General features: G+C 61.7%; 18 protein-coding genes. 2 read left to right on the top strand and 16 right to left on the bottom strand.

All coding sequences use genetic code 11. The annotated features are described in order from the left end of the window. Positions 1-76: 76 nt before the first annotated feature. The 12 genes from ggt to GM668_RS18430 all read right to left on the bottom strand — a co-directional run bounded on the left by ggt (position 77) and on the right by GM668_RS18430 (position 12,234). Entirely contained in the window at positions 77-1,882 is a 1,806-nt protein-coding gene (gene ggt / locus GM668_RS18375) for a gamma-glutamyltransferase (protein WP_155440414.1), read from the bottom strand. A 63-nt stretch (positions 1,883-1,945) separates the two neighbouring features. Continuing rightward, entirely contained in the window at positions 1,946-2,704 is a 759-nt protein-coding gene (locus GM668_RS18380) for a 3-hydroxyacyl-CoA dehydrogenase (protein ID WP_155440415.1), read from the bottom strand. A gap of 161 nt (positions 2,705-2,865) precedes the next feature. Continuing rightward, positions 2,866-3,378, bottom strand: a complete 513-nt coding sequence (locus GM668_RS18385; protein WP_155440416.1) for a hypothetical protein — start codon at positions 3,376-3,378, stop codon at positions 2,866-2,868. A gap of 64 nt (positions 3,379-3,442) precedes the next feature. Beyond that, a complete protein-coding gene (locus tag GM668_RS18390) occupies positions 3,443-5,668 on the bottom strand; it encodes a sodium-translocating pyrophosphatase (protein WP_155440417.1) in 2,226 nt (741 codons plus the stop codon). 166 nt (positions 5,669-5,834) lie between these two features. Then, positions 5,835-7,574: a methyl-accepting chemotaxis protein gene (locus GM668_RS18395; protein WP_155440418.1), complete on the bottom strand. Its 1,740-nt coding sequence runs from the start codon at positions 7,572-7,574 to the stop codon at positions 5,835-5,837. 157 nt (positions 7,575-7,731) lie between these two features. Next, the gene (adk, locus tag GM668_RS18400; protein WP_155440419.1) at positions 7,732-8,388 is read right to left on the bottom strand and encodes an adenylate kinase; all 657 of its coding nucleotides are present in this window, start codon (positions 8,386-8,388) and stop codon (positions 7,732-7,734) included. A gap of 252 nt (positions 8,389-8,640) precedes the next feature. Further along, a complete protein-coding gene (kdsB, locus tag GM668_RS18405; protein ID WP_155440420.1) occupies positions 8,641-9,393 on the bottom strand; it encodes a 3-deoxy-manno-octulosonate cytidylyltransferase in 753 nt (250 codons plus the stop codon). After that, positions 9,393-9,569 (bottom strand): Trm112 family protein, encoded by a 177-nt coding sequence (locus tag GM668_RS18410; protein ID WP_170305700.1) that lies wholly within the window; start codon positions 9,567-9,569, stop codon positions 9,393-9,395. Before GM668_RS18410 ends, kdsB begins: the two co-directional genes overlap by 1 nt. Continuing rightward, positions 9,550-10,620: a tetraacyldisaccharide 4'-kinase gene (gene lpxK / locus GM668_RS18415; protein WP_155440421.1), complete on the bottom strand. Its 1,071-nt coding sequence runs from the start codon at positions 10,618-10,620 to the stop codon at positions 9,550-9,552. Before lpxK ends, GM668_RS18410 begins: the two co-directional genes overlap by 20 nt. A 52-nt stretch (positions 10,621-10,672) precedes the next feature. After that, positions 10,673-11,098, bottom strand: coding sequence for an ExbD/TolR family protein (locus GM668_RS18420; protein ID WP_155440529.1), 426 nt, complete (start codon positions 11,096-11,098; stop codon positions 10,673-10,675). Positions 11,099-11,107: 9 nt separating this feature from the next. Continuing rightward, positions 11,108-11,716 carry a MotA/TolQ/ExbB proton channel family protein gene (locus GM668_RS18425; protein WP_155440422.1) on the bottom strand — a complete coding sequence of 203 codons (609 nt, stop codon included), beginning with the start codon at positions 11,714-11,716 and terminating at the stop codon, positions 11,108-11,110. A 218-nt stretch (positions 11,717-11,934) separates the two neighbouring features. Then, positions 11,935-12,234 (bottom strand): hypothetical protein, encoded by a 300-nt coding sequence (locus tag GM668_RS18430; protein ID WP_155440423.1) that lies wholly within the window; start codon positions 12,232-12,234, stop codon positions 11,935-11,937. Positions 12,235-12,927: 693 nt separating this feature from the next. Between GM668_RS18430 and xseA the strand changes: the two genes are divergently transcribed. Together xseA and sodB are read left to right on the top strand one after the other, a co-directional pair. Continuing rightward, on the top strand, positions 12,928-14,280 hold the full coding sequence (gene xseA / locus GM668_RS18435) for an exodeoxyribonuclease VII large subunit (protein WP_155440424.1): 1,353 nt from the start codon (positions 12,928-12,930) through the stop codon (positions 14,278-14,280). A 114-nt stretch (positions 14,281-14,394) separates the two neighbouring features. After that, complete coding sequence (gene sodB, locus GM668_RS18440) at positions 14,395-14,973, top strand: superoxide dismutase [Fe] (protein ID WP_155440425.1); 579 nt, start codon at positions 14,395-14,397, stop codon at positions 14,971-14,973. 61 nt (positions 14,974-15,034) lie between these two features. Here the strand turns inward: sodB and GM668_RS18445 are convergent, their stop codons facing one another. The 4 genes from GM668_RS18445 to GM668_RS18460 form a co-directional block, all read right to left on the bottom strand. Continuing rightward, the gene (locus GM668_RS18445) at positions 15,035-15,793 is read right to left on the bottom strand and encodes a hypothetical protein (RefSeq protein ID WP_155440426.1); all 759 of its coding nucleotides are present in this window, start codon (positions 15,791-15,793) and stop codon (positions 15,035-15,037) included. Next, positions 15,784-16,485, bottom strand: a complete 702-nt coding sequence (locus GM668_RS18450; RefSeq protein ID WP_155440427.1) for an ABC transporter ATP-binding protein — start codon at positions 16,483-16,485, stop codon at positions 15,784-15,786. The genes GM668_RS18445 and GM668_RS18450 overlap by 10 nt, the downstream gene beginning before the upstream one ends. A gap of 12 nt (positions 16,486-16,497) precedes the next feature. Continuing rightward, positions 16,498-18,960, bottom strand: a complete 2,463-nt coding sequence (locus GM668_RS18455) for an ABC transporter permease (RefSeq protein ID WP_229499518.1) — start codon at positions 18,958-18,960, stop codon at positions 16,498-16,500. Between the two features lie 113 nt (positions 18,961-19,073). Then, positions 19,074-19,844: a LytR/AlgR family response regulator transcription factor gene (locus tag GM668_RS18460; RefSeq protein ID WP_155440531.1), complete on the bottom strand. Its 771-nt coding sequence runs from the start codon at positions 19,842-19,844 to the stop codon at positions 19,074-19,076.

A 19,844-nucleotide genomic window follows, 5' to 3' on the forward strand; every position in this document is an offset into this window, starting at 1 on the left:
GCTTACCGCCAGTAAATTTCCCGAAGTCAATCCCCATCAGTCACCATCAGTCACCATCAGTCACCATCCATCACCGTCAGTCACCGTTCACGGCGCCTTCGCGGCGCGGGTCCGCGCCGCCGAACCACATGTCCTTGCCCTCTTTCTTGATGCGCATAATGCCTTGCAAACCAGAAGTCTGATCAAATTGGCGGACATCGTGGCCTTTTGCCTTCAACTCGTCCACGATAGATGGCGCAAAGCGGCCCGCTTCCAGTTCCGTCGGCCCGTTGCGGCTGCCAAAGTTCGGCAAACTGATGGCTTGCTGCACGTCGAGCTTCCAGTCCAGCGTGCCGACCAGCACTTTTGCCACGTAGTTAATGATGGCGGGACCGCCGGGCGAACCGGTCGACAGGATCAGCTTGTGCGTTTCCCTGTCGAACACCAAGGTCGGCGACATGGCGCTGCGCGGGCGCTTGCCTGGCTGGACGCGGTTGGCGACGGGACCGTTTTCATCCTGCGAATCAAACGAGAAATCCGTCAACTGGTTATTCAGTATGAAGCCATCGACCATCTGGCGCGAACCGAACGCATCTTCCACCGACGTCGTCATCGACAGCACGGCGCCGCTGGCATCGGCCACCGACAAGTGCGACGTCGAGGGCCGTTCCGGCGACGTATCGGCGCCCCATGCGACGGCCATGCCTTCCGGTACGCCGAATTTTGCACGGCCCATCGAGCGGCTGGAAATCAGCGTAGCGCGCTGGGCCAGGTAGCGCTTGTCGATCAGCGATGCAACGCCCTTGCCCGGCAGCGGCACAAAATCCGTGTCGGCCACGTAGCGGTTGCGGTCGGCATAGGCGAGGCGCCCGGCTTCGGTAAACAAATGCACGGCGTCGGCGCCGACCTTGCCATCGACCGGCGCAAATTTGTCGATCCCCTTGTGTTCCAGTACGCCCAGCATTTGCGCAATGGCGACGCCGCCCGACGATGGCGGCGGCATGCCGCATACCGTATAGGCTTTGTAATCGCTGCACACGGGTTCGCGCTCTTTCGGCTTGTACGACGCGATATCCTGCGCCGTCAGCAAGCCTGGATTGGTGGGATGTCCCTGCACTTTGGCGGCAATATCGCGGGCGATGCGGCCCGTATAAAAAGCATCGGCGCCGCCCTCGGCGATGTCTTTCAATGTGCGCGCCAGTTCCGGGTTTTTCAGCACATGGCCGACGGGCCACGGCTTTTTATCTTTATCGAAGAAGTACGCGGCGGCGACCGGATCGCGCGCCAGGTATTTGTCGTATGACAGCAGCGCATGCAGGCGGGGGCTGACGGCAAAGCCGTTCATCGCCAGACGGATGGCCGGCTCGAACAATTTCGCCCACGGCAGCTTGCCATGTTCTTTATGGGCCAGCTCCAGCATGCGCAGCACGCCCGGCGCGCCGGTCGAACGGCCGCCAACGATGCCCGCTTCGCGCGAAATGGCTTTGCCATTGGCATCCTGGAACAGTTTTTCCGTGGCGGCAGCCGGCGCGGTTTCGCGGCCGTCATAGGCGCGCACTTTCTTGCCGTCGAAATACATCAGGAAAGCGCCGCCGCCGATGCCGGACGATTGCGGTTCCACCAAGGTCAGCACCAGTTGCGTGGCAATGGCGGCATCGATGGCGGAGCCGCCCGCTTTCAGCATTTGGTAACCGGCGTCCGTCGCATGGGGATTGGCGGCGGCCACCATGTATTTCTCTGCTATAAAGCCTTGTTTGTCTGCAAAACCGGTAGCGATTTCCGGCGCCCGCTCCAGCCCTCGCCCGGCATCCTGCGCATAGGCTGTGGTGACGGTCAACGACAGCGCTGCGGACAGGGCGGCGGACAAGGCGGCGAATTGCGCCAGCGGATGCGGCTTGAACATGCGGGCTCCCAAAAAAAAGCGCGCGGCAGAGACCGCGCGCAGCTTTGGCATCCTACTCCAAATTTACTTTGGTTGCATACGAATAGCGCCATCCAGGCGGATAGTTTCGCCATTCATCATGACGTTTTCAATGATGGACTTGGCCAGCATCGCGTATTCCACCGGCTTGCCGAGGCGCGGCGGGAACGGCACCATCTTGCCCAGCGCTTCCTGCACTTCAGCCGGCATGCCCAGCAACATCGGGGTTTCAAAAATGCCCGGGGCAATCGTCATCACGCGGATGCCGTTGCGCGACAGGTCGCGCGCCATCGGCAAGGTCATGCCCGCCACCGCAGCTTTCGACGCGCCGTAGGCTGCCTGGCCGATCTGGCCGTCAAAGGCCGCCACCGATGCGGTATTGATCATGATGCCGCGCTCGCCGTGTTCGGCCGCTTCGGTCTTGCTCATGGCGTCCGCCGCCAGGCGGCACATATTGAAGGTGCCCACCAGGTTGATGTTGATGGTGCGCTGGAATGCCTCCAGCGGATGCGGGCCATCCTTGCCCACGGTTTTGATGGCTGGCGCCACGCCGGCGCAGTTGACCAGGCCACGCAACGTACCCATGGCCGTCGCGGCTTCCACCACGGCTTTGCCATCCGCTTCCGACGTCACGTCGCATTTGACGAACACGCCTTTCAATTCCGCTGCCAGCGCCTGGCCGGCTTCCACCTGCACGTCAGCCAGCACGACTTTGCCGCCGGCTTCCACGATCATGCGCGCGGTTGCCGCGCCCAGGCCCGATGCACCGCCCGTTACGATAAATACATTGTCCTTGATTTGCATGCGAACTCCTCCATTAAAAATCCGGTCAGCGCTTTGCGTTGCGTTTATACGCGCATTTACGCGAATTTACGTTTACGTAAACGTAATCACCAATTGTAGCGAATTTCTTGTGGAGACTGCAAAGATAAGAACGACCGTTCGCAAAATGCGTGCGCAAAACGCTACTGGCAATGCACCCACTGCCCCTGCCGCGTGCACATGCGGCCGGACGGGTCCAGCACGATATTGCCGGCGCCTTGCTGGAACAGCGTGCCGTTGGCGCCACGGCAACCTGCGGTATCGCACTGGTTCAGCGGCTGCACGGGTGGCAACACAGCGGGCGGCGCGGGCGGTACGGGCGGCAAGGTGATGGCTGGCGCAACCGGCAATGCAGGAGCCGCAAGAGTGGCGGCAGGCAATTGTTCATCGCGGGGAGCGGGATGAGGAGCGGCATGAGGAGCGGCATGAGGCCGCATAGGCTGCAGCGGCATCAGGGGCGCCGTACGCCGTTCGGCAAAGCTGCGGGTCGGCGGCCTGCGGCATGGTTCTTCCGCCAAGCGCTTGCCATCCGGCGCCAGGCGGCAATAAGGCAAGCGCCGGTACGCTTCAATGGCGGCGGGATCGGATGGGGAAACAGGTCCGGCAACGGCAGCCGCTGCTGCCAGCAACCATCCCCCGGCAAGACATTTCATCATGGCAGGCTCCTGCCTGCCATGATACGCCCCGTCCGCCACGCAATGGCGCGCGGACGGGACACCGTTACTTGCCCGGCGCAGGTATCGAAGCGGACGCCACCGTGGATGGCAGCGCTTCGGCCGGCGCCACTGCGGCATCGGAAGATTTCGCAGGCTCGGCGGGAGCCATTTGCGGCGGCATCGGTACCGGGGCTGGCGCATGCACCGGCGCCGACGCCTGCAGCGGCATCGTGACGGACAGCCAGCCCGACGCGGGCAGCAATGGCACCAGCAACAGCGCGACGATGTTGATGATCTTGATCAGCGGATTCACGGCAGGTCCCGCCGTGTCCTTGTAGGGATCACCCACCGTATCGCCCGTCACTGCAGCTTTGTGGGCATCGGAACCCTTGCCGCCGAAGTTGCCGTCTTCGATGTATTTCTTCGCGTTGTCCCACGCGCCGCCCCCCGTCGTCATGGAAATCGCAACAAACAGGCCGGTAATGATGGTTCCCATCAGCAGCCCGCCCAGTGCGGCGGACCCCAGCAGCATGCCGACCAGCACCGGCACCAGCACCGGCAACAGCGATGGCAAGATCATTTCGCGGATGGCCGATGCCGTCAGCATGTCGACCGCCTTGTCATATTGCGGTTTGCCCGTGCCATCCATGATGCCTTTGATGTCGCGGAACTGGCGGCGCACTTCCACCACGACGGCGCCGGCTGCGCGGCCCACGGCTTCCATTGCCATCGCGCCGAACAGGTAAGGAATCAAGCCGCCAATCACGAGGCCGACAATCACCATCGGGTTCGACAAGTCAAACGTGACACTCTTGCCGACCGATTCCAGCGCGTGCGTGTAATCGGCGAACAGCACCAGTGCGGCCAGGCCGGCCGAACCAATCGCATAGCCTTTCGTCACGGCCTTCGTGGTATTGCCGACCGCATCAAGCGGGTCGGTAATGGCGCGCACGGATTCCGGCATGCCGGACATTTCCGCAATGCCGCCCGCGTTGTCGGTGATCGGGCCATACGCATCGAGCGCGACGACAATGCCCGCCATCGACAGCATGGCCGTGGCGGCAATGGCAATGCCATACAGTTGCCCAAGCTGGTATGAAATCAAAATGGCGGCGCACACGGCCACCACCGGCCATGCCGTGGATTTCATCGACACGCCCAGGCCGGCAATGATGTTGGTGCCATGGCCCGTGGTCGACGCTTCGGCGATGTGGCGCACCGGATGGAAGTCCGTGCCCGTGTAATACTCGGTGATGTACACCATCAAGCCCGTCAGCGCGATACCGACCACGGCGCAGCCCATCATTTTCATGCGCATGGCGTCGTCAGCCCACACTTGCCACGTGACGACAGCGAAGCCGATCAGCGACAAGCCGGCCGCCCACCACAAGCCCGTGTACAGCGCCGACATGATTTTTTTGCCGGGCTTGGCCTTGACCATGCCGCAGCCGACAATCGAAGCCAGGATGGACACGGCGCCCAGCAGCAGCGGGTACACGATCGCCTGCAGCGGCGCATCGGCGATCATCAGCGCCCCCAGCAGCATGGTGGCGATCAAGGTCACGACATAGGTTTCAAACAGGTCGGCCGCCATGCCGGCGCAATCGCCCACGTTATCGCCCACGTTATCGGCAATCACGGCAGGGTTGCGGGGATCGTCTTCAGGAATCCCCGCTTCGACTTTCCCCACCAGGTCGGCGCCCACGTCTGCACCTTTGGTGAAGATGCCGCCGCCGAGGCGGGCAAAGATGGAAATCAGCGAAGCGCCAAAGGCCAGGCCGATCAGCGGCTTGATGATGTCATGCGGAGTTTTCGCGGGGTTCGGCCCGCCGCTGGCAGTCAGCCCCATCAGCATCATGTAAAACAGCACGACGCCCAGCAAGCCCAGTCCCACCACCAGCAAGCCGGTGATGGCGCCGCCTTTGAAGGCCACGTCGAGCGCTTCATTCATGCCTTTCGATGCCGCTTGCGCGGTGCGCACATTGGCCCGCACCGACACATTCATGCCGATAAAGCCGCAGGCGCCGGACAGCACAGCGCCGATCAAAAAGCCCAGCGCGGTCTGCATATCGAGCAGCACGGCAATGGCAATCAGCAGGATGACGCCGACGAGGCCGATGGTTTTGTATTGTCTTGCGAGATAGGCGGCTGCCCCTTGTTGGATCGCTGTCGCGATTTCCTGCATGCGCGGATTACCGGCATCCTGGCGCAAAATCCAGCTGCGCGCCCATAAGCCATACACTACGGCGATCACGCCGCACGCCACTGCGAACCATAGGCTTGCCGTCATATCGTCCCCTTCGTTTGTAATCAAGCTCGACCACTACGTCACACGTAAGGGCCTATGCCGACAGCTGCACAGGCCCACCAGGCTGCGTACTGCACATGCTGAAAACCGAAGTTGGTACGAGTCTACCGCAAACATGGAAAAATAAGCAATTTACGTTTCAATTCACTTAAAACTCTTCCCACCCGCCGTCGCTGGAAGACGGGCCGCGCGCTGCGGCTGCAGGCTCGGCCCGCTTGCCGCCGGCCCGCGCCACCAGTGACGCGCCCTGCTCATAGGGGACGGCAGGCGCGGCCGCAGGGCGCGGCACGGGGCCCTGCCGGGGCGGCGCAGGCTGTTGCATTGCCGCCGCATGGCCATCGAGTTTGAACACGGCGACGGCGTCGGCCAGCCGGTCCGCCTGTTCGCGCATGGCTTGCGCCGCCGCTGCCGCTTCTTCGACCAGCGCGGCATTTTGCTGCGTCGCGTTATCCATCGCCGTGATCGCCAGGTTGATCTGGTCGATGCCGTCGCTTTGTTCCTGGCTGGCGCTGGTGATGTCGCCCATGATGGCGGTGACCCGCTCGATGGCGGCCACCACTTCGTCCATCGTGGCCCCGGCCTGCTCCACGTGGCGCGCCCCTTCGTTCACCTTGCTGACGGAATCGCTGATCAAGGTCTTGATATCGCGCGCCGCAGCCGCCGAACGCTGCGCCAGGTTGCGCACTTCGGACGCCACCACGGCAAAGCCCCGCCCCTGCTCGCCCGCCCGCGCCGCTTCCACGGCAGCGTTCAGCGCGAGAATATTGGTCTGGAACGCGATGCCGTCAATCACGGCAATAATGTCCACGATGCGGCGCGACGATTCTTCAATGGAATGCATGGTGCCGACCACGTCCGACACGGCGCCGCCGCCCTTGCGCGCCACCGTCGAAGCGGCGCCCGCCATGGTGTTGGCTTCGCGTGCATTGTCCGCATTCTGGCGCACAGTGGACGTCAATTGTTCCATCGACGATGCGGTCTCTTCCAGCGAACTGGCTTGCTGTTCCGTGCGGGATGACAAATTCAGGTTGCCGCTGGCAATTTGCGTCGACGCGGCTGTGATGCACTCCGTCCCCGTGCGTACTTGCGCAACGATGCGGACCAGGCCCGCATGCATTTGCTCCAGGGCCAGCAGCAATTGCCCTGTCTCGTCCCTGGCATAGGCGGCTTCGCCCTTCGCCGCATCACCGGTCAAGTCGCCATCGGCCACCCGCCGCGCCACCCGCACGGCTTCGCTGATGGGACCCGTGATGCCGCTCGTCAGCCACCATGCGAAACCAATGGAAAACGCTACCGTCAGCGCGGCCAGCAACAATTGCAGGTTGCGGCTCTGCGCAGCAATGGCGTCGATTTCGTGCGCCGTGCGGTCGATTTCCGCCTTTTGATGGTCCAGCATTTTTTGCAGCATGGCTTCATAACCCTTGGCGGCAGGCTGGTATTGCTGCGTCAGGATGCGGTCTGCTTCCGCCATTTCCCCCGCCGACTTGGCTTTATTGATGGCATCCCGCCCGGCCACGAACGCTTTGCGGTACGTGATCAGTTCTTCCATCATCTTGCGGTCTTCGTCAGTGGATAGCGCGTCTATTTTCTTGATCAACTCTTGCGCGCGGGCCGTCGACGCAGCAATTTCGTCGGCAAACTGGGCGGCCAGCGTGGTATCCGAGCTGCGCGCCATGACGGTCGTGCGGCGGATGCCGGCAAATACAATGCGGTACCACTCGGAAATGAGGCGCTCTTTCGCCAAAGGCGCATCCATCATGGCGCGCGTGGCGTCGGCCACGCCTTGCAGCCGGTACATTCCCACACCCGTGTTGATGATCAAGCCGGCCAGCAGGATGCAAAATCCCAGGGCCAGGCGTTTCCCGATGCTCCAGTCTCTCAGTTTCATGTTTTCCTCCGTGGCGGGGCAAGGTGTGCCTTGCATCAATCACTGTAGTACAGCGATGCCAGGGGAAAAGGTCCGGCAGGAAAGAAAAAACGGCGCCGGGCGATGAACCGGGCGCCGTTTTCGGCCATGCAGGCAGCGCCTGCACGGGAGGGATGGCTTAGTTGGACAGGGCGGCAAATGCGCGGTCGCGGATTTCTTCCACCGGACCGATGCCTTCGATCTTGCGGTATTTCGGTGCGCCTGGCTGGCCGGATTGCGCCCACTTGTTGTAGTAGCCCAGCAGCACTTCAGTCTGGTTGTGGTACACGTCCAGGCGCTTCTTGACCGTCTCTTCCTTGTCGTCGTCGCGCTGCACCAGGTCTTCGCCCGTCACATCGTCCTTGCCTTCGACTTTAGGCGGATTGAATTTCACGTGGTACACGCGGCCCGACGCCGGGTGCGAGCGGCGGCCGCTCATGCGTTCCACGATGGCTTCGTCCGGTACAGCGATTTCCAGCACGTAATCCACGGCCACGCCCGCATCTTTCATGGCGTCCGCCTGGGCGATCGTGCGCGGGAAGCCGTCGAACAGGTAACCGTTGGCGCAATCCGCTTCCTTCAGGCGATCTTTCACCAGACCAATGATGATATCGTCCGAAACCAGCTGGCCAGCATCCATCACTTTTTTCGCAGCCAGGCCCATTTCCGTACCAGCCTTGATGGCGGCACGCAGCATGTCGCCGGTGGAAATCTGAGGAATGTTGTATTTTTCCTTGATGAAATTAGCTTGGGTGCCCTTGCCGGCGCCGGGTGCTCCTAACAGAATGAGACGCATGAAAAGTCCTGGATTTGTAATGAGAATTCGGGTGGTAAGTGTGCTAATGCTGCCTATACTGCCGGTCTGTCTACCTTCGCCACGAAACTTACCACAAAAAGCAGCTTCTACGCCAGTTTATGGCCAATTTTGCACGAAGTGTGACGAAATGGCAGAGTGGTAAGGATAGAGTAAGGCAGTTGGTGCAGCATGCATCTGGACAGGGATGCAACTGCGTGCATCCTCATCCAAACTGCGCCGATCTTAGCGCATTCAACCTTTAAAGAGGGTACGCACGCGCTCCAGGTCTTGAGGCGTATCAACCCCGGGCGCAGGCGCGTCCGCCGTCACGTGGACGGCAATCGGATAGCCGTGCCACAGTACGCGCAATTGCTCCAGCGCTTCAATGGTTTCCAGCGGCGATACGTCCAGCTTCGGATACGCCTGCAGGAAGTCATTGCGGTACGCATACAGGCCGATATGGCGCAATGGCGCGTAGCCAGCAGGTAGCGCCGACGTCTCCACCGCGAACGCATCGCGCGCCCATGGAATCGTCGCGCGCGAGAAATACAGCGCACGGCCATGCTTGTCCAGCACCACCTTGACCACGTTCGGGTTGAACGCATCGGCCGCATCGTGCAGCGGGTGGGCGCACGTGGACATCGGCACGTCGGCATTGATGCGGGCGGCGGCAGCGGCCAGCAGCGATGGTTCAATCAGCGGTTCATCGCCCTGCAAGTTGACCACCACTTCGTCCGGCGCCAGGTCCAGCGCACGGGCCACTTCGGCAATGCGGTCGGTGCCGGACGGATGGTCGCTGCGCGTCATGCACACGTCCACGCCATGCGCTTCGCACGCGGCGCGGATCGATTCATGGTCGGTGGCCACAATGATGCGGGTGGCGCCCGACAGCGCCGCACGCTCCGCCACGCGCACCACCATCGGCTTGCCGCCGATATCGGCCAGCGGCTTGTTGGGCAGGCGGGTGGAAGCCAGGCGGGCAGGAATGATGACCGTAAACGCCATTATTCCGCCGGATCTTGCAAGGTACGGGCTTCATCGGCCCACATGATGGGGATCCCGTCACGGATCGGGAAGGCCAGGCGGTCGCCGCGGCAGATCAGTTCCTGGGCTTTTTTATCGTATTCCAATGGGCCCTTGCAAACCGGGCAGACCAGGATATCAAGCAGTCGAGCATCCACGACATTTCTCCACTAATTGTTGAGCCAGCGCCGCATCGATACGGGCTGACACGGGCACGACCCACAAGCGTGGATCGTCCCTGAATTCTGTAAGTTGGCGACATTTTACTGCATCCTTCTCCGTCATCAAGATGACGTCGGCCGTCACGCTGTCGAATGGACGGTCGAGGAAATCATGGTGGTCCGGCAAAGCAATCTCGGCGGGATCAAAGCCGAAACCCTTCAACATCGTGAAAAAGCGCCCGGGGTTGCCGATGCCGGCAGCGGCGGCCACGGTCCAGCCCTGCTGCCTTGCCCGCGCCGCCAGGTCCGCCAGCGGCATGGATTCCGCGCCCGTCAACCGCTCAGCCCTGTCGGCCTGCAACGTCATTTGCACGGGCATTGAGGCTGCGTTGCCTCGGCGCGTCCTGCCCTGCACGCTGGCGGCCAGGCGCGCATTGAGCTGCGGCGTATTGACCACCGTGACATCGCGCCGGCGCGACGGCTTTTCCCGCAATGGGCCGGCCGGCAACAGCCAGCCATTGCCCACGCCACGGCCGTCAAACAAGATGATTTCCACATCGCGCTGCATGGCGTAATGCTGCAAGCCGTCATCCGCCACGAGGATATCCACCTCCGGATGGGCTGCCAGCAGCGCCCTGCCCGCTTCGACCCGCTGGCGTCCCACCATGACGGGACAGCCGGTACGGGCGGCAATCAGCACCGGTTCATCGCCCACGTCGCGCGGCGGCGATGACGGTGTCACGGGCCGGGGACCGGATTCCTGGCTGCCAAAGCCGCGCGAAATCACGCCTGGCGTAAAGCCCGCATCGCGCAGCGCTTGCACCAGCCAGATCGTCAGCGGCGTCTTGCCCGTGCCGCCTATATAAATGTTGCCCACCACGACCACGGGAACAGGCAAGCGCTCGGATTTCAACACGCCGGCACGGAATAATTGCGCACGCAGGCCGGCCAGTCCGCCAAACAGTACGGACACCGGCCACAATGCACACGCCAGCGGGCCACGCCGCTGCCAGTTGCGGGTCAATACAGTTTCCAGCTTCGATGTCATAAAAGAAAAACCGCCGCGTAGATGGCGCGGCGGTGATAGCGGTTAGAAAAGATTACTTTGCCGTACCCGTCTGCGCAGCAAACGTCAGCTTGTCAAACCCCGCCAGGCGCGCGGCTTCCATCACGTTGACCACCATCTGGTGCATCGCGAACTGGTCGGCATTGATAATCACGACAGGCGGTTTCGCCGGATCACGCGCAGCCGCCTTCAGCGACGCCGCCAGCCCCGCCACATTCTGGAACGACACCGGCACGTTATTGACCGTGTAATTGCCCTTGGCGTCGATGGTGACATTGATTTCATTGGCCCGCTCCGCAGCTTTTTCTGCATCGGCTGTCGGCAGCGTGATGTTCAATTCCGTGAACTTGCTATACGTGGTAGTCACCATCAGGAAGATCAGGATCACCAGCAGCACGTCGATGAACGGGATCAAATTGATCTCGGGATCTTCACGCAGGCGCCCGCGGCGGAAATTCATGGCCATGGCTTAGTTCTTGCGCGAAAAGTGAACCACATCGACGAATTTCACGGCTTGCTGTTCCATCTCAATGACGAAACTGTCGACCAGTGCGCGGAAGTGGCGGTAAAACACGAGGGTTGGCATGGCAATCGCCAGGCCAAAGCCCGTGTTATACAGCGCGACGGAAATACCATGGGCCAGTTGCGCGGGATTCGTGCCGGCGCCATTTTGCGAACCAAAGATTTCAATCATGCCGACCACGGTGCCGAACAAGCCCATCAGCGGCGCCAGCGAAGCAATCGTGCCCAAGGTCGTGAGGAAACGCTCCAGCATATGGGCCACGCCGCTGCCGGATTCTTCAATGGCCTCCTTCATCACGTCGCGCGGTGCATCGACATTGCGCAGCGCTGCCGACAGCACCACGCCCAGCGGCGAACTTTGTTCCAGCTTTTGGATCACGTCCGGCGTGATATTGCCGCTGCGGTACACGCCCACCACTTCATCAAACAATTGGCGGGGCAAGATGCGCGTGCGGCGCAAATACATCAGGCGTTCAATAATCAGGGCGGTGGCAACGATGGAAGCGAACAGCAGCGGCCAGATAGGCCAGCCTGCGGCTTGAATGATGGCGAGCAAATGAAACTCCTGAGGATAAGATTGCAGTGTTTGCAACTTCAGGCGGATGCCTAAACGCGCAATGTAGCGTGTTGCCGCGCTGTCGGCAAGTGATGGCCGTGCTGTTATTCATGCAAACTGTGCATTCTGCACATTTTCTGTGGACAAAATTGTTGGCAAGCGCCTGACTTACCACTTAAGCCTTTGATTTAAAACATTTTATTTTTACAGCACAAGTTTTAAGCAGCGCTTTGCTGTGCACTTCTACACAAGTTCTGTGGAAAAAAATGTGAGCAAAGCCCGGGAATAGATATCAAGTCTTTGATTCTAATAGCTTTAATCTTCACGCTCAAAAAACAGGCAGCGCTGATGCCGGGGCAAGTGTGCAGTTCTCCCCACATTCTGTTGATAAGATTGTGAGCAATAGCCTTGTTGCGCACCAAACCCTTTGATTCATAAGCAATTTCTATCCACGCACAAAAATTTTGCATAGGCATGTTTTCCCCACCGAAATGCCGGGTTTCCCCCACTTCCACCATGGGACTGGCGCCTTTCCAGGATAACTTCCGCATTCTTCACAAAAACTGTGGACAATATTGTGAGCAAGGCCACAATTACTACCTAACACCATGATTTATAAAGAAATTTTACAATTGCACAAAAAATGTGCAGTTGAAAACCCGGACAACCTGCCGTCAGGTCTGTGCACTTCTTCACACATTGTGTGGATAAAATTGTGAGCAATGGCCGGGACAGTGAGCTATGTCATTGATTCGTAACAAATTAGTTTTACTGCTCATTTTTTAATCAGGCACAGTTGTGCACTGCCGGCGGATGTTTTGCGCGGACGCACCTGTAAACCCGAGGCAACTTTTGCACATCTTCTGTGGATAAAATTGTGAGCAAGCGCCACTTCCACCATGCAAGCCATTGATTTAAAACAGAAAAATTTCCATGAGTAAATTTTCAGCACGGTTGATCTTATCCACCCCGCAGCGCAACATAAGCGCCGGAAGTTTCACACAAATTGTGTGGATAACTTTGTGCGTAACCGCCTGATGTTACCGTAAAGTATTTGATCTGTAAGGATTTTCCTGAAATGCTCACGAATGAAGCATCGCCATTTCGCTTTAATAATCAGGAAGTTAGAAAAAAGACTTGCCAGAGTAAGTCATATATGACATAAGCATGACCCCTGCAAAAATTTGTGGACAGTTTCCTTCCCCCGGACCATGACCTACTCAGATAACCAGGCCGCATCGAACGGCGTCATCACGGTTTCCGCCCTCAACCAGGCGGTTGGACGCATGCTGGAGCGCTCGTTTCCCTTGACGTGGATATCTGGGGAAATCTCGAACTTTACGCGCGCCAGTTCCGGCCACTGGTATTTCACATTGAAAGATGACGGCGCACAGGTGCGGGCCGTCATGTTCCGCGGCCGCGCGCAATATGCGGGCTTTGTGCCCCGCGAAGGCGACAAGGTGGAAGTGCGGGCGCTGGTCACCTTGTATGCGCCACGGGGCGATTACCAGATCAATGTGGAAGCCATCCGCCGCGCCGGCGTGGGGCAACTGTTTGAAGCATTCATGCGGCTGAAGGAAAAGCTGGGCGCCGCCGGGCTGTTTGACCAGGAACGCAAGCGGGCGCTGCCCATGTTTGCCCGCACGATCGGCATTGTCACCAGCCCGCAGGCGGCTGCCCTGCGCGACGTGCTGACGGCGCTGCAGCGGCGCGCGCCCCACATTTCCGTGATTATTTATCCGACCCTGGTGCAAGGCCAGCTGGCGGCCGGGCAGATTGCCACTGCCATCGATACGGCGTCGCGCCGCGCCGAATGCGATGTGCTGATTGTGTGCCGGGGCGGCGGCAGCATTGAAGATTTATGGTGCTTCAATGATGAAGCCGTCGCGTATGCGATTGCCAATTGCGCCATGCCCGTGATTTCCGGCGTCGGCCATGAAACGGATTTCACGATTGCCGACTTCGCGGCGGATTTGCGGGCCGCCACGCCGACCGCGGCGGCGGAACTGGCCGCCACTCCCCGCGCCGACTGGCTGGCGTCGCTACGCGCCGATGCGGCGGACTTGCGGCGCGCCATGCAGCGCCTGCTGAACGAAGCGCAGCAAACGCTGGATAGCCACGCGCGCCGCCTGCTCAGCCCTGCCGCGCAAATCAGCCAGCAGCGCCAGCGCCTGCAAGCGCACGCGGTGGCGCTGACGCACGCGAACCGCGCGCCGGTGCGCCAGGCGCGCGTGGCGTTCGACAAACTGCACGCCCGCTGGAGCGCATGCCGCCCCGATCCCGCCGCCCTGCGCGGCCAGCTGGAGGCATTGGGCCGCCGCGCCACGCTGGCCAACCGCCGCCAGCTCGATCAGCGGCGCGACGCGCTGGCAGCGCTGTCGGCCCAGCTGGAATTGCTGAATCCCCAGCGCACCCTGGAGCGTGGCTATGCCATCGTCACGGATAAAAACGGCGCCATCGTGCGCGCACCAAGCCAATTGCACCCGAATACCACCGTTTCCGTGCGCCTGGCCGACGGCAGCGCCGACATCGGCATCGCTTCGGTGCAGCCGTCGCTGGGCTGATTGACATAAGCAGGGGCCAATAACGGGCATTCCAAGCGGCCAGCGACGCGAAGGTTTACAATAGTGGACGTTTCAGCAAAAATGCCTTTCTGACTCAACCATAAGGAACCTCACATGGAACATACCCTGCCGGCTCTGCCGTATGCAATGGACGCCCTGGCGCCACACATCTCCAAAGAAACGCTGGAATACCACTACGCCAAACACCACCAAGCGTATGTCACCAACCTGAACAACCTGATCAAGGGCACCGAGTTTGAAAACCTGTCCCTGGAAGAAATCGTCAAGAAATCGTCCGGCGGCATTTTCAACAACGCAGCCCAGGTTTGGAACCACACCTTCTACTGGAACGGCCTGAAGCCAAACGGCGGCGGCGCTCCAACCGGCGCACTGGCTGACGCCATCAACGCCAAGTGGGGTTCGTTCGAGAAGTTCAAAGAAGAGTTCACCAAATCGTGCGTGGGCAACTTCGGCTCGTCGTGGACCTGGCTGGTGAAAAAAGCTGACGGCACCGTTGACATCGTCAACACGTCGAACGCGGCAACCCCGCTGACCACCGATGCCAAAGCGCTGATCACCTGCGACCTGTGGGAACACGCTTACTACATCGACTACCGCAACCTGCGTCCGAAGTACGTTGAAAACTTCTTCGCGCTGGCAAACTGGGACTTCGCAGCCCAGAACTTCGCTTAATTGCGGATCGTGCTGCCATGAAAAAAGCCGGCGCTGCCGGCTTTTTTCTTACATTTTTTCTTTATCCCGCCTGTAATGTTTTTACCGTGCGGACTTCGCTTTTCTCGCCCGCCCCCGAGTTGCTGAGGCGGCTTTCCATCCGGGTCGTCACCAGGCGGTCGCCCGACAGCATATACGTGCTGCGCTCTTCCTGCCGGATGTCAAAGCTCACGACGACGTAGGCGCGGCCCTGCATGTGCCAGTTCAACTGGCTGCCCAGTGGCGTGCCATCCGGTGCAATCCACACGTCAAACGCGCCGTCGAATTCCTTCATGTATTTGCGTTCGCGGTCGCTCAATACCTTGACCGGCACGGTAAACGTCAGCTGGCGCGCAGGTTTCCCCTGCCATTCGCCCGCCTTCTCCGCCTTGAAGGCGGCGCGCTCGATGTTGCGCACCAGGTTTTCCGCGCCCGACACCATCGGCCGCAAATCGTCCGGCCCCATTTCCTTCAGCGCATACAGCGATGGGGTCTTGGCATTGGGATTTTTCGCGGCTGCCAGCCGGTCCGCATCCATCCGCGCCAGCAAATCGCGGCCATACTGCAGCCGCAAGCCTTGCGCGCCATCTTCCACGTGCACGGCAGCGCTGCCCGCATATTCATCGGCGTCCGCTCCCTCGCCCACCTTGCGCGACGTTTCCGTCTTCAGCACGCCTTTCAGCGGCGTGCTGGCCTGCAGGCGCTGCAGCGCGCTTTTCAAATCCGCCAGGCCATCGGCGCGCGCCATGCCCAACGGCGCCGCCAGCATCGCGCCCAGCAGTGCTGCATACATTACGCGCATAACGCTTCCTTCCTCGGATGCAATTCACCGGTCAGGCGGCCCGCCGCCATCGTGACGATACGGCCGCAGCGCGCGGCAATGGCGGAATCGTGCGTGACCAGCACCAAGGTCGAGCCCCGCTCGCGGTTCAGCGCAAACATCAGTTGCATGACCGCTTCGCCGGTGGCGGCGTCAAGGCTGCCGGTCGGCTCGTCGGCAAACAGCAGCGGCGGTTCCGCAACGAAGGCGCGCGCCAGCGCCACGCGCTGCTGCTCGCCGCCCGACAGGAATTTCGGATAATGCTTCAAGCGGCTGGCCAATCCGACCCGTTCCAGCATGGCTTCCGCCTTGGTACGGGCCGCGCTGTCTCCGCGCAATTCCAGCGGCAGCATGACATTTTCCAGCGCCGTCAAATGTGGCAACAGCTGGAACGACTGGAATACGAAACCCAGGTTCGCTTGACGGAATTGCGCGCGGCCATCTTCATCGAGCGCGAAGATATCTTTTTGCGCAAGTGTCACGGTGCCGGAAGTCGGCGTATCGAGCCCCGCCAAAATGCCCAGCAGCGTGGACTTGCCAGACCCGGACGCCCCCACGATGGCCACTGTTTCGCCGGCCGCCACGGAAAAGCCGACGTCATCGAGGATGGTCAGCTCGCCGGTGGCGTCCTGCACCTGCTTGCCCAGTTCACGAACTTCAATGATGTTACCCATAATGTCTCCTGCTTAAGTTTGCCGCAGCGTGTGCAGCGGCGGTTGATTCAATACGTGGCGCAAACCCGGCCAGCCTCCCGCCAGCGCACATGCCACGCCCGCGGCGACGCCAACCAGCCAGACCATGGGTGGCCACCCCCATGTGAGGTCGAAAACCCAGTGCGCAAGCGCCCAGCCGCCAAGACTTGCGCCCAGTGCGGCCAGCAGCCCGGCCAGTGCCCCCGTCAGCGCCAGTTCAATGGTTTGCGCCCTGGATAGCTTGCCGCGCGTGGCGCCCAGCGCCCGCAGCAGCGCCGCCTGTCCCATGCGCGCATCCTGGCTGCCGGCCAGCGCCGCATACAGCACCAGCACGCCGGCAGCCAGCGTGAAGACGAACAGGAATTCCACGGCCGTTGTGGCCTGTTCCAGCGCGCGCTGCATTTGGCGGATCAGGTAGCTGACGTCGATGACACTAATATTGGGGAAGTCGCGCGCCAGCGCGCCGACTGCACGGTCGCCCTCCTCGGCATGGAATACTGCGGCATACGTGGCAGGCAAATCCTCTGCTGCGGCAGGATTGAGTACAAACTCGAAACTGGGCGTGCGCTGGCGCCAGTTAATTTTACGCAGGCTCGTGACTTGCGCCTGCAGCGGCAAGCCGCCCACATCGAAAGCCAGCGTATCGCCCAGCTTCACATTGAGGCGCTGCGCCGCGATTTGATCGACCGATACTTGCGGCGCCTGGCTGCCAGGTGCGAACCACTGGCCCTGCACGACAGTGCTGGCAGCCGGCAGATCCGCACTGGTGGACATGTCCACTTCCGGCACGCTGCCGCCGCTGCTGTCGCTCCCGCCTTCGCGCGCCGGCTTGCCATTGATTTCCAGCAGGCGGGCACGGATGCTGGCGTGCAGTCTCGGCACACCGTACGCCTGCAGGCGCTGCGCCACCGCGTGGGCCTGGTCTGGCTGGATATTGAACACGAACTGGTTGGCGGCATCGGCCGGCACGGATGCGCGCCACGCGGCATGCAATTCGCCGCGCACGACCGTCAATAACAGCAGCGCCATCAAGCCGATGGCCAGCGACACGGCTTGCGCCACCGTAGCAGCGCCATGGCGGCGCAGCGAACTGGTTGCCAATCCCCATGCGGTGGCGGCGGAACCTGCCCCTGTCTTACCCAGCACGGCCAGCATCAGCCATGCGGCAGCGGCAAATACGCCCCCCGCCGCCAGTACGCCCACGGCGGCGCCGATGCCCAGCATGGCGTCGCCCGCAGTCCACAGCAGCAGCCCCGTAAAGGCCGCACCGCCCAGCACGAACGCCGCCACGGTAGCGCCACGGGGCGCGGTGGCTTCACGCCGCAGCAGGCGCACGTGCGGCACGCCCTTCATTTGCAGCAGCGCCGGCAATGCAAACCCGGCCAGCGCCAGTTGCGCGGCAAGGAAACCCTGCACGGCAGGCTGCCAGTCCGGCGCAGGCAAATCCGGCGGCAGCAGGCCGCCCAGCCAGTGCGCCAGCGCCAAGTGGCCCGCATAGCCCAGCACAACGCCCAGCAAACCGCCCACGGCGCCCACCAGCGCAAATTCCAGCACGTGCAGCGCCAGGACCTGGCCTTCGCGCATGCCGAGGCAGCGCAGCATGGCGCATGCATCGAGGTGGCGCGCCTGGTACCGGCGCATGGCCATGGCAATTGCGACTGCAGCCAAAATGGCCGCCAGCACACCGGCCAGCGACATGAAGCTCTTCACTTTGTCGAGGATGTCGGCCAGACCCCGCGCGGCTTCCTGCGCGGTTTTGACGGAAAGCCCTTGATCGCCGGCGTCCTTTACGTGGCGCTCGAAGGCTGCCACCGCATCCGCGCTGCCAGCCACCAGCAAAGTGTAGCGCGCCCGCACGCCGGGCTGTATCACGCCTGTTGCCGCCAGATCCGCGGCGGCAATCATGGCGCGGGGCGCCACCGACACGGGCGACGACTGGCGGTCCGGCTCCGTGTCAATCACGCCAGCCACGGTAAAATCGGCGGCGCCGATATGCAGCGTCCGCCCTACGGCCACATCGAGCCGTGCCGCGACAGCCGCGTCGATCCACACGGTGCCGCGCTCCGGACCGCCGTGCACGCTGCTCACCGTGCCATCGGCCTGCCGCAATTGCACGGCGCCCCGCAGCGGGTAAGCGTCATCGACAGCTTTCAGCGACACCAGCGTCGCCATAGCGCCGGACGACGCCATGCCGGCCATGGCGCTGGTCAGCGCTGTCTGCAAGCCGCGCCGGCGGGCGTCCGCTTGCCAGCGCGGCGCCAGCGGCAGGTCGGACGATACCGCGACGTCGGCCGCCAGCAGATGCGCACTGTCGCGCAGCATGCCCGCCCGCAGCTTGCCGGTGAAAAAGCCCACGACGGAAATTGCCGCCACGGACAGCACCAGCGCCGCCAGCAACAACCGCAATTCGCCCGCGCGCCAGTCGCGCAACGCCATCTTAATGGCCTGCCTGAACATACGATCTCCCGTCATCGATGGAAAACACCAGATTAGCGATGACAACGGAAGAATTCCCGTGGCGTGCGACGAACGGCAAGCCGGTGCGACGGATGGTAAAACGCTGGCGCGAATTACATGGCGCGGAACAGGTGCACATAGGCGCGGCTGACGGCCAGTTCGCCATCGACGCCCCGCATGCGCACGAACATGCGGCTATTGTCGTCGCGCCGGACGCCTTCCACGTAATCCTGGTTGACCAGCGTGGAACGGTGGATTTGCATGAACCGTTCAGGGTCCAGCTGCGCCGCCAGTTCCGCGATCGGCGTGCGGATCAAATGCTCGCCGTCACGCGCACGCACCACCGTGTATTTTTCATCGGACTGGAAATACAGCACGTCGGCAACGGGAACTTGATGCGTCATGGCGCCCTGCGACGCGCGGATATAGTGCAGGCGCGGTGCTGGCTGCGGCGGCACGGCCTGCGTTAACTGGGCTTGCAGCAGCCGCTGCATCGTCTGCGCCAGGCTGCCGTTGTCAAGCGCCGGCGCCAGCGCGGTTTTCACGCGCTCCAGCGCCTGCGCCAGCCGTTCGCGCCGCAAGGGCTTCAACAGGTAATCGATAGCGGCTTCGTCAAACGCTTGCACGGCGTACGCGTCATACGCGGTGACAAACACGACACGCGTATTGCCTTCGATACCCTGCGCCACTTCCAGCCCCGTCAATCCCGGCATCTGGATATCGAGGAACGCGATATCCGGGTTCAATTGCGCAATGGCGCTGGCGGCTTCCGTGCCGTTGGCGGCCATATGCACGATGTGCAATTCAGGCCACAGCGCCAGCAATTGTTCTTTCAAGTGGTTCGCCAGGTGCGGTTCATCGTCGGCAATCAGCGCCGTCGGCAT

It is taken from the genome of Pseudoduganella ginsengisoli, assembly GCF_009720865.1.
Classification (GTDB): Bacteria; Pseudomonadota; Gammaproteobacteria; order Burkholderiales; family Burkholderiaceae_D; genus Rugamonas; species Rugamonas ginsengisoli.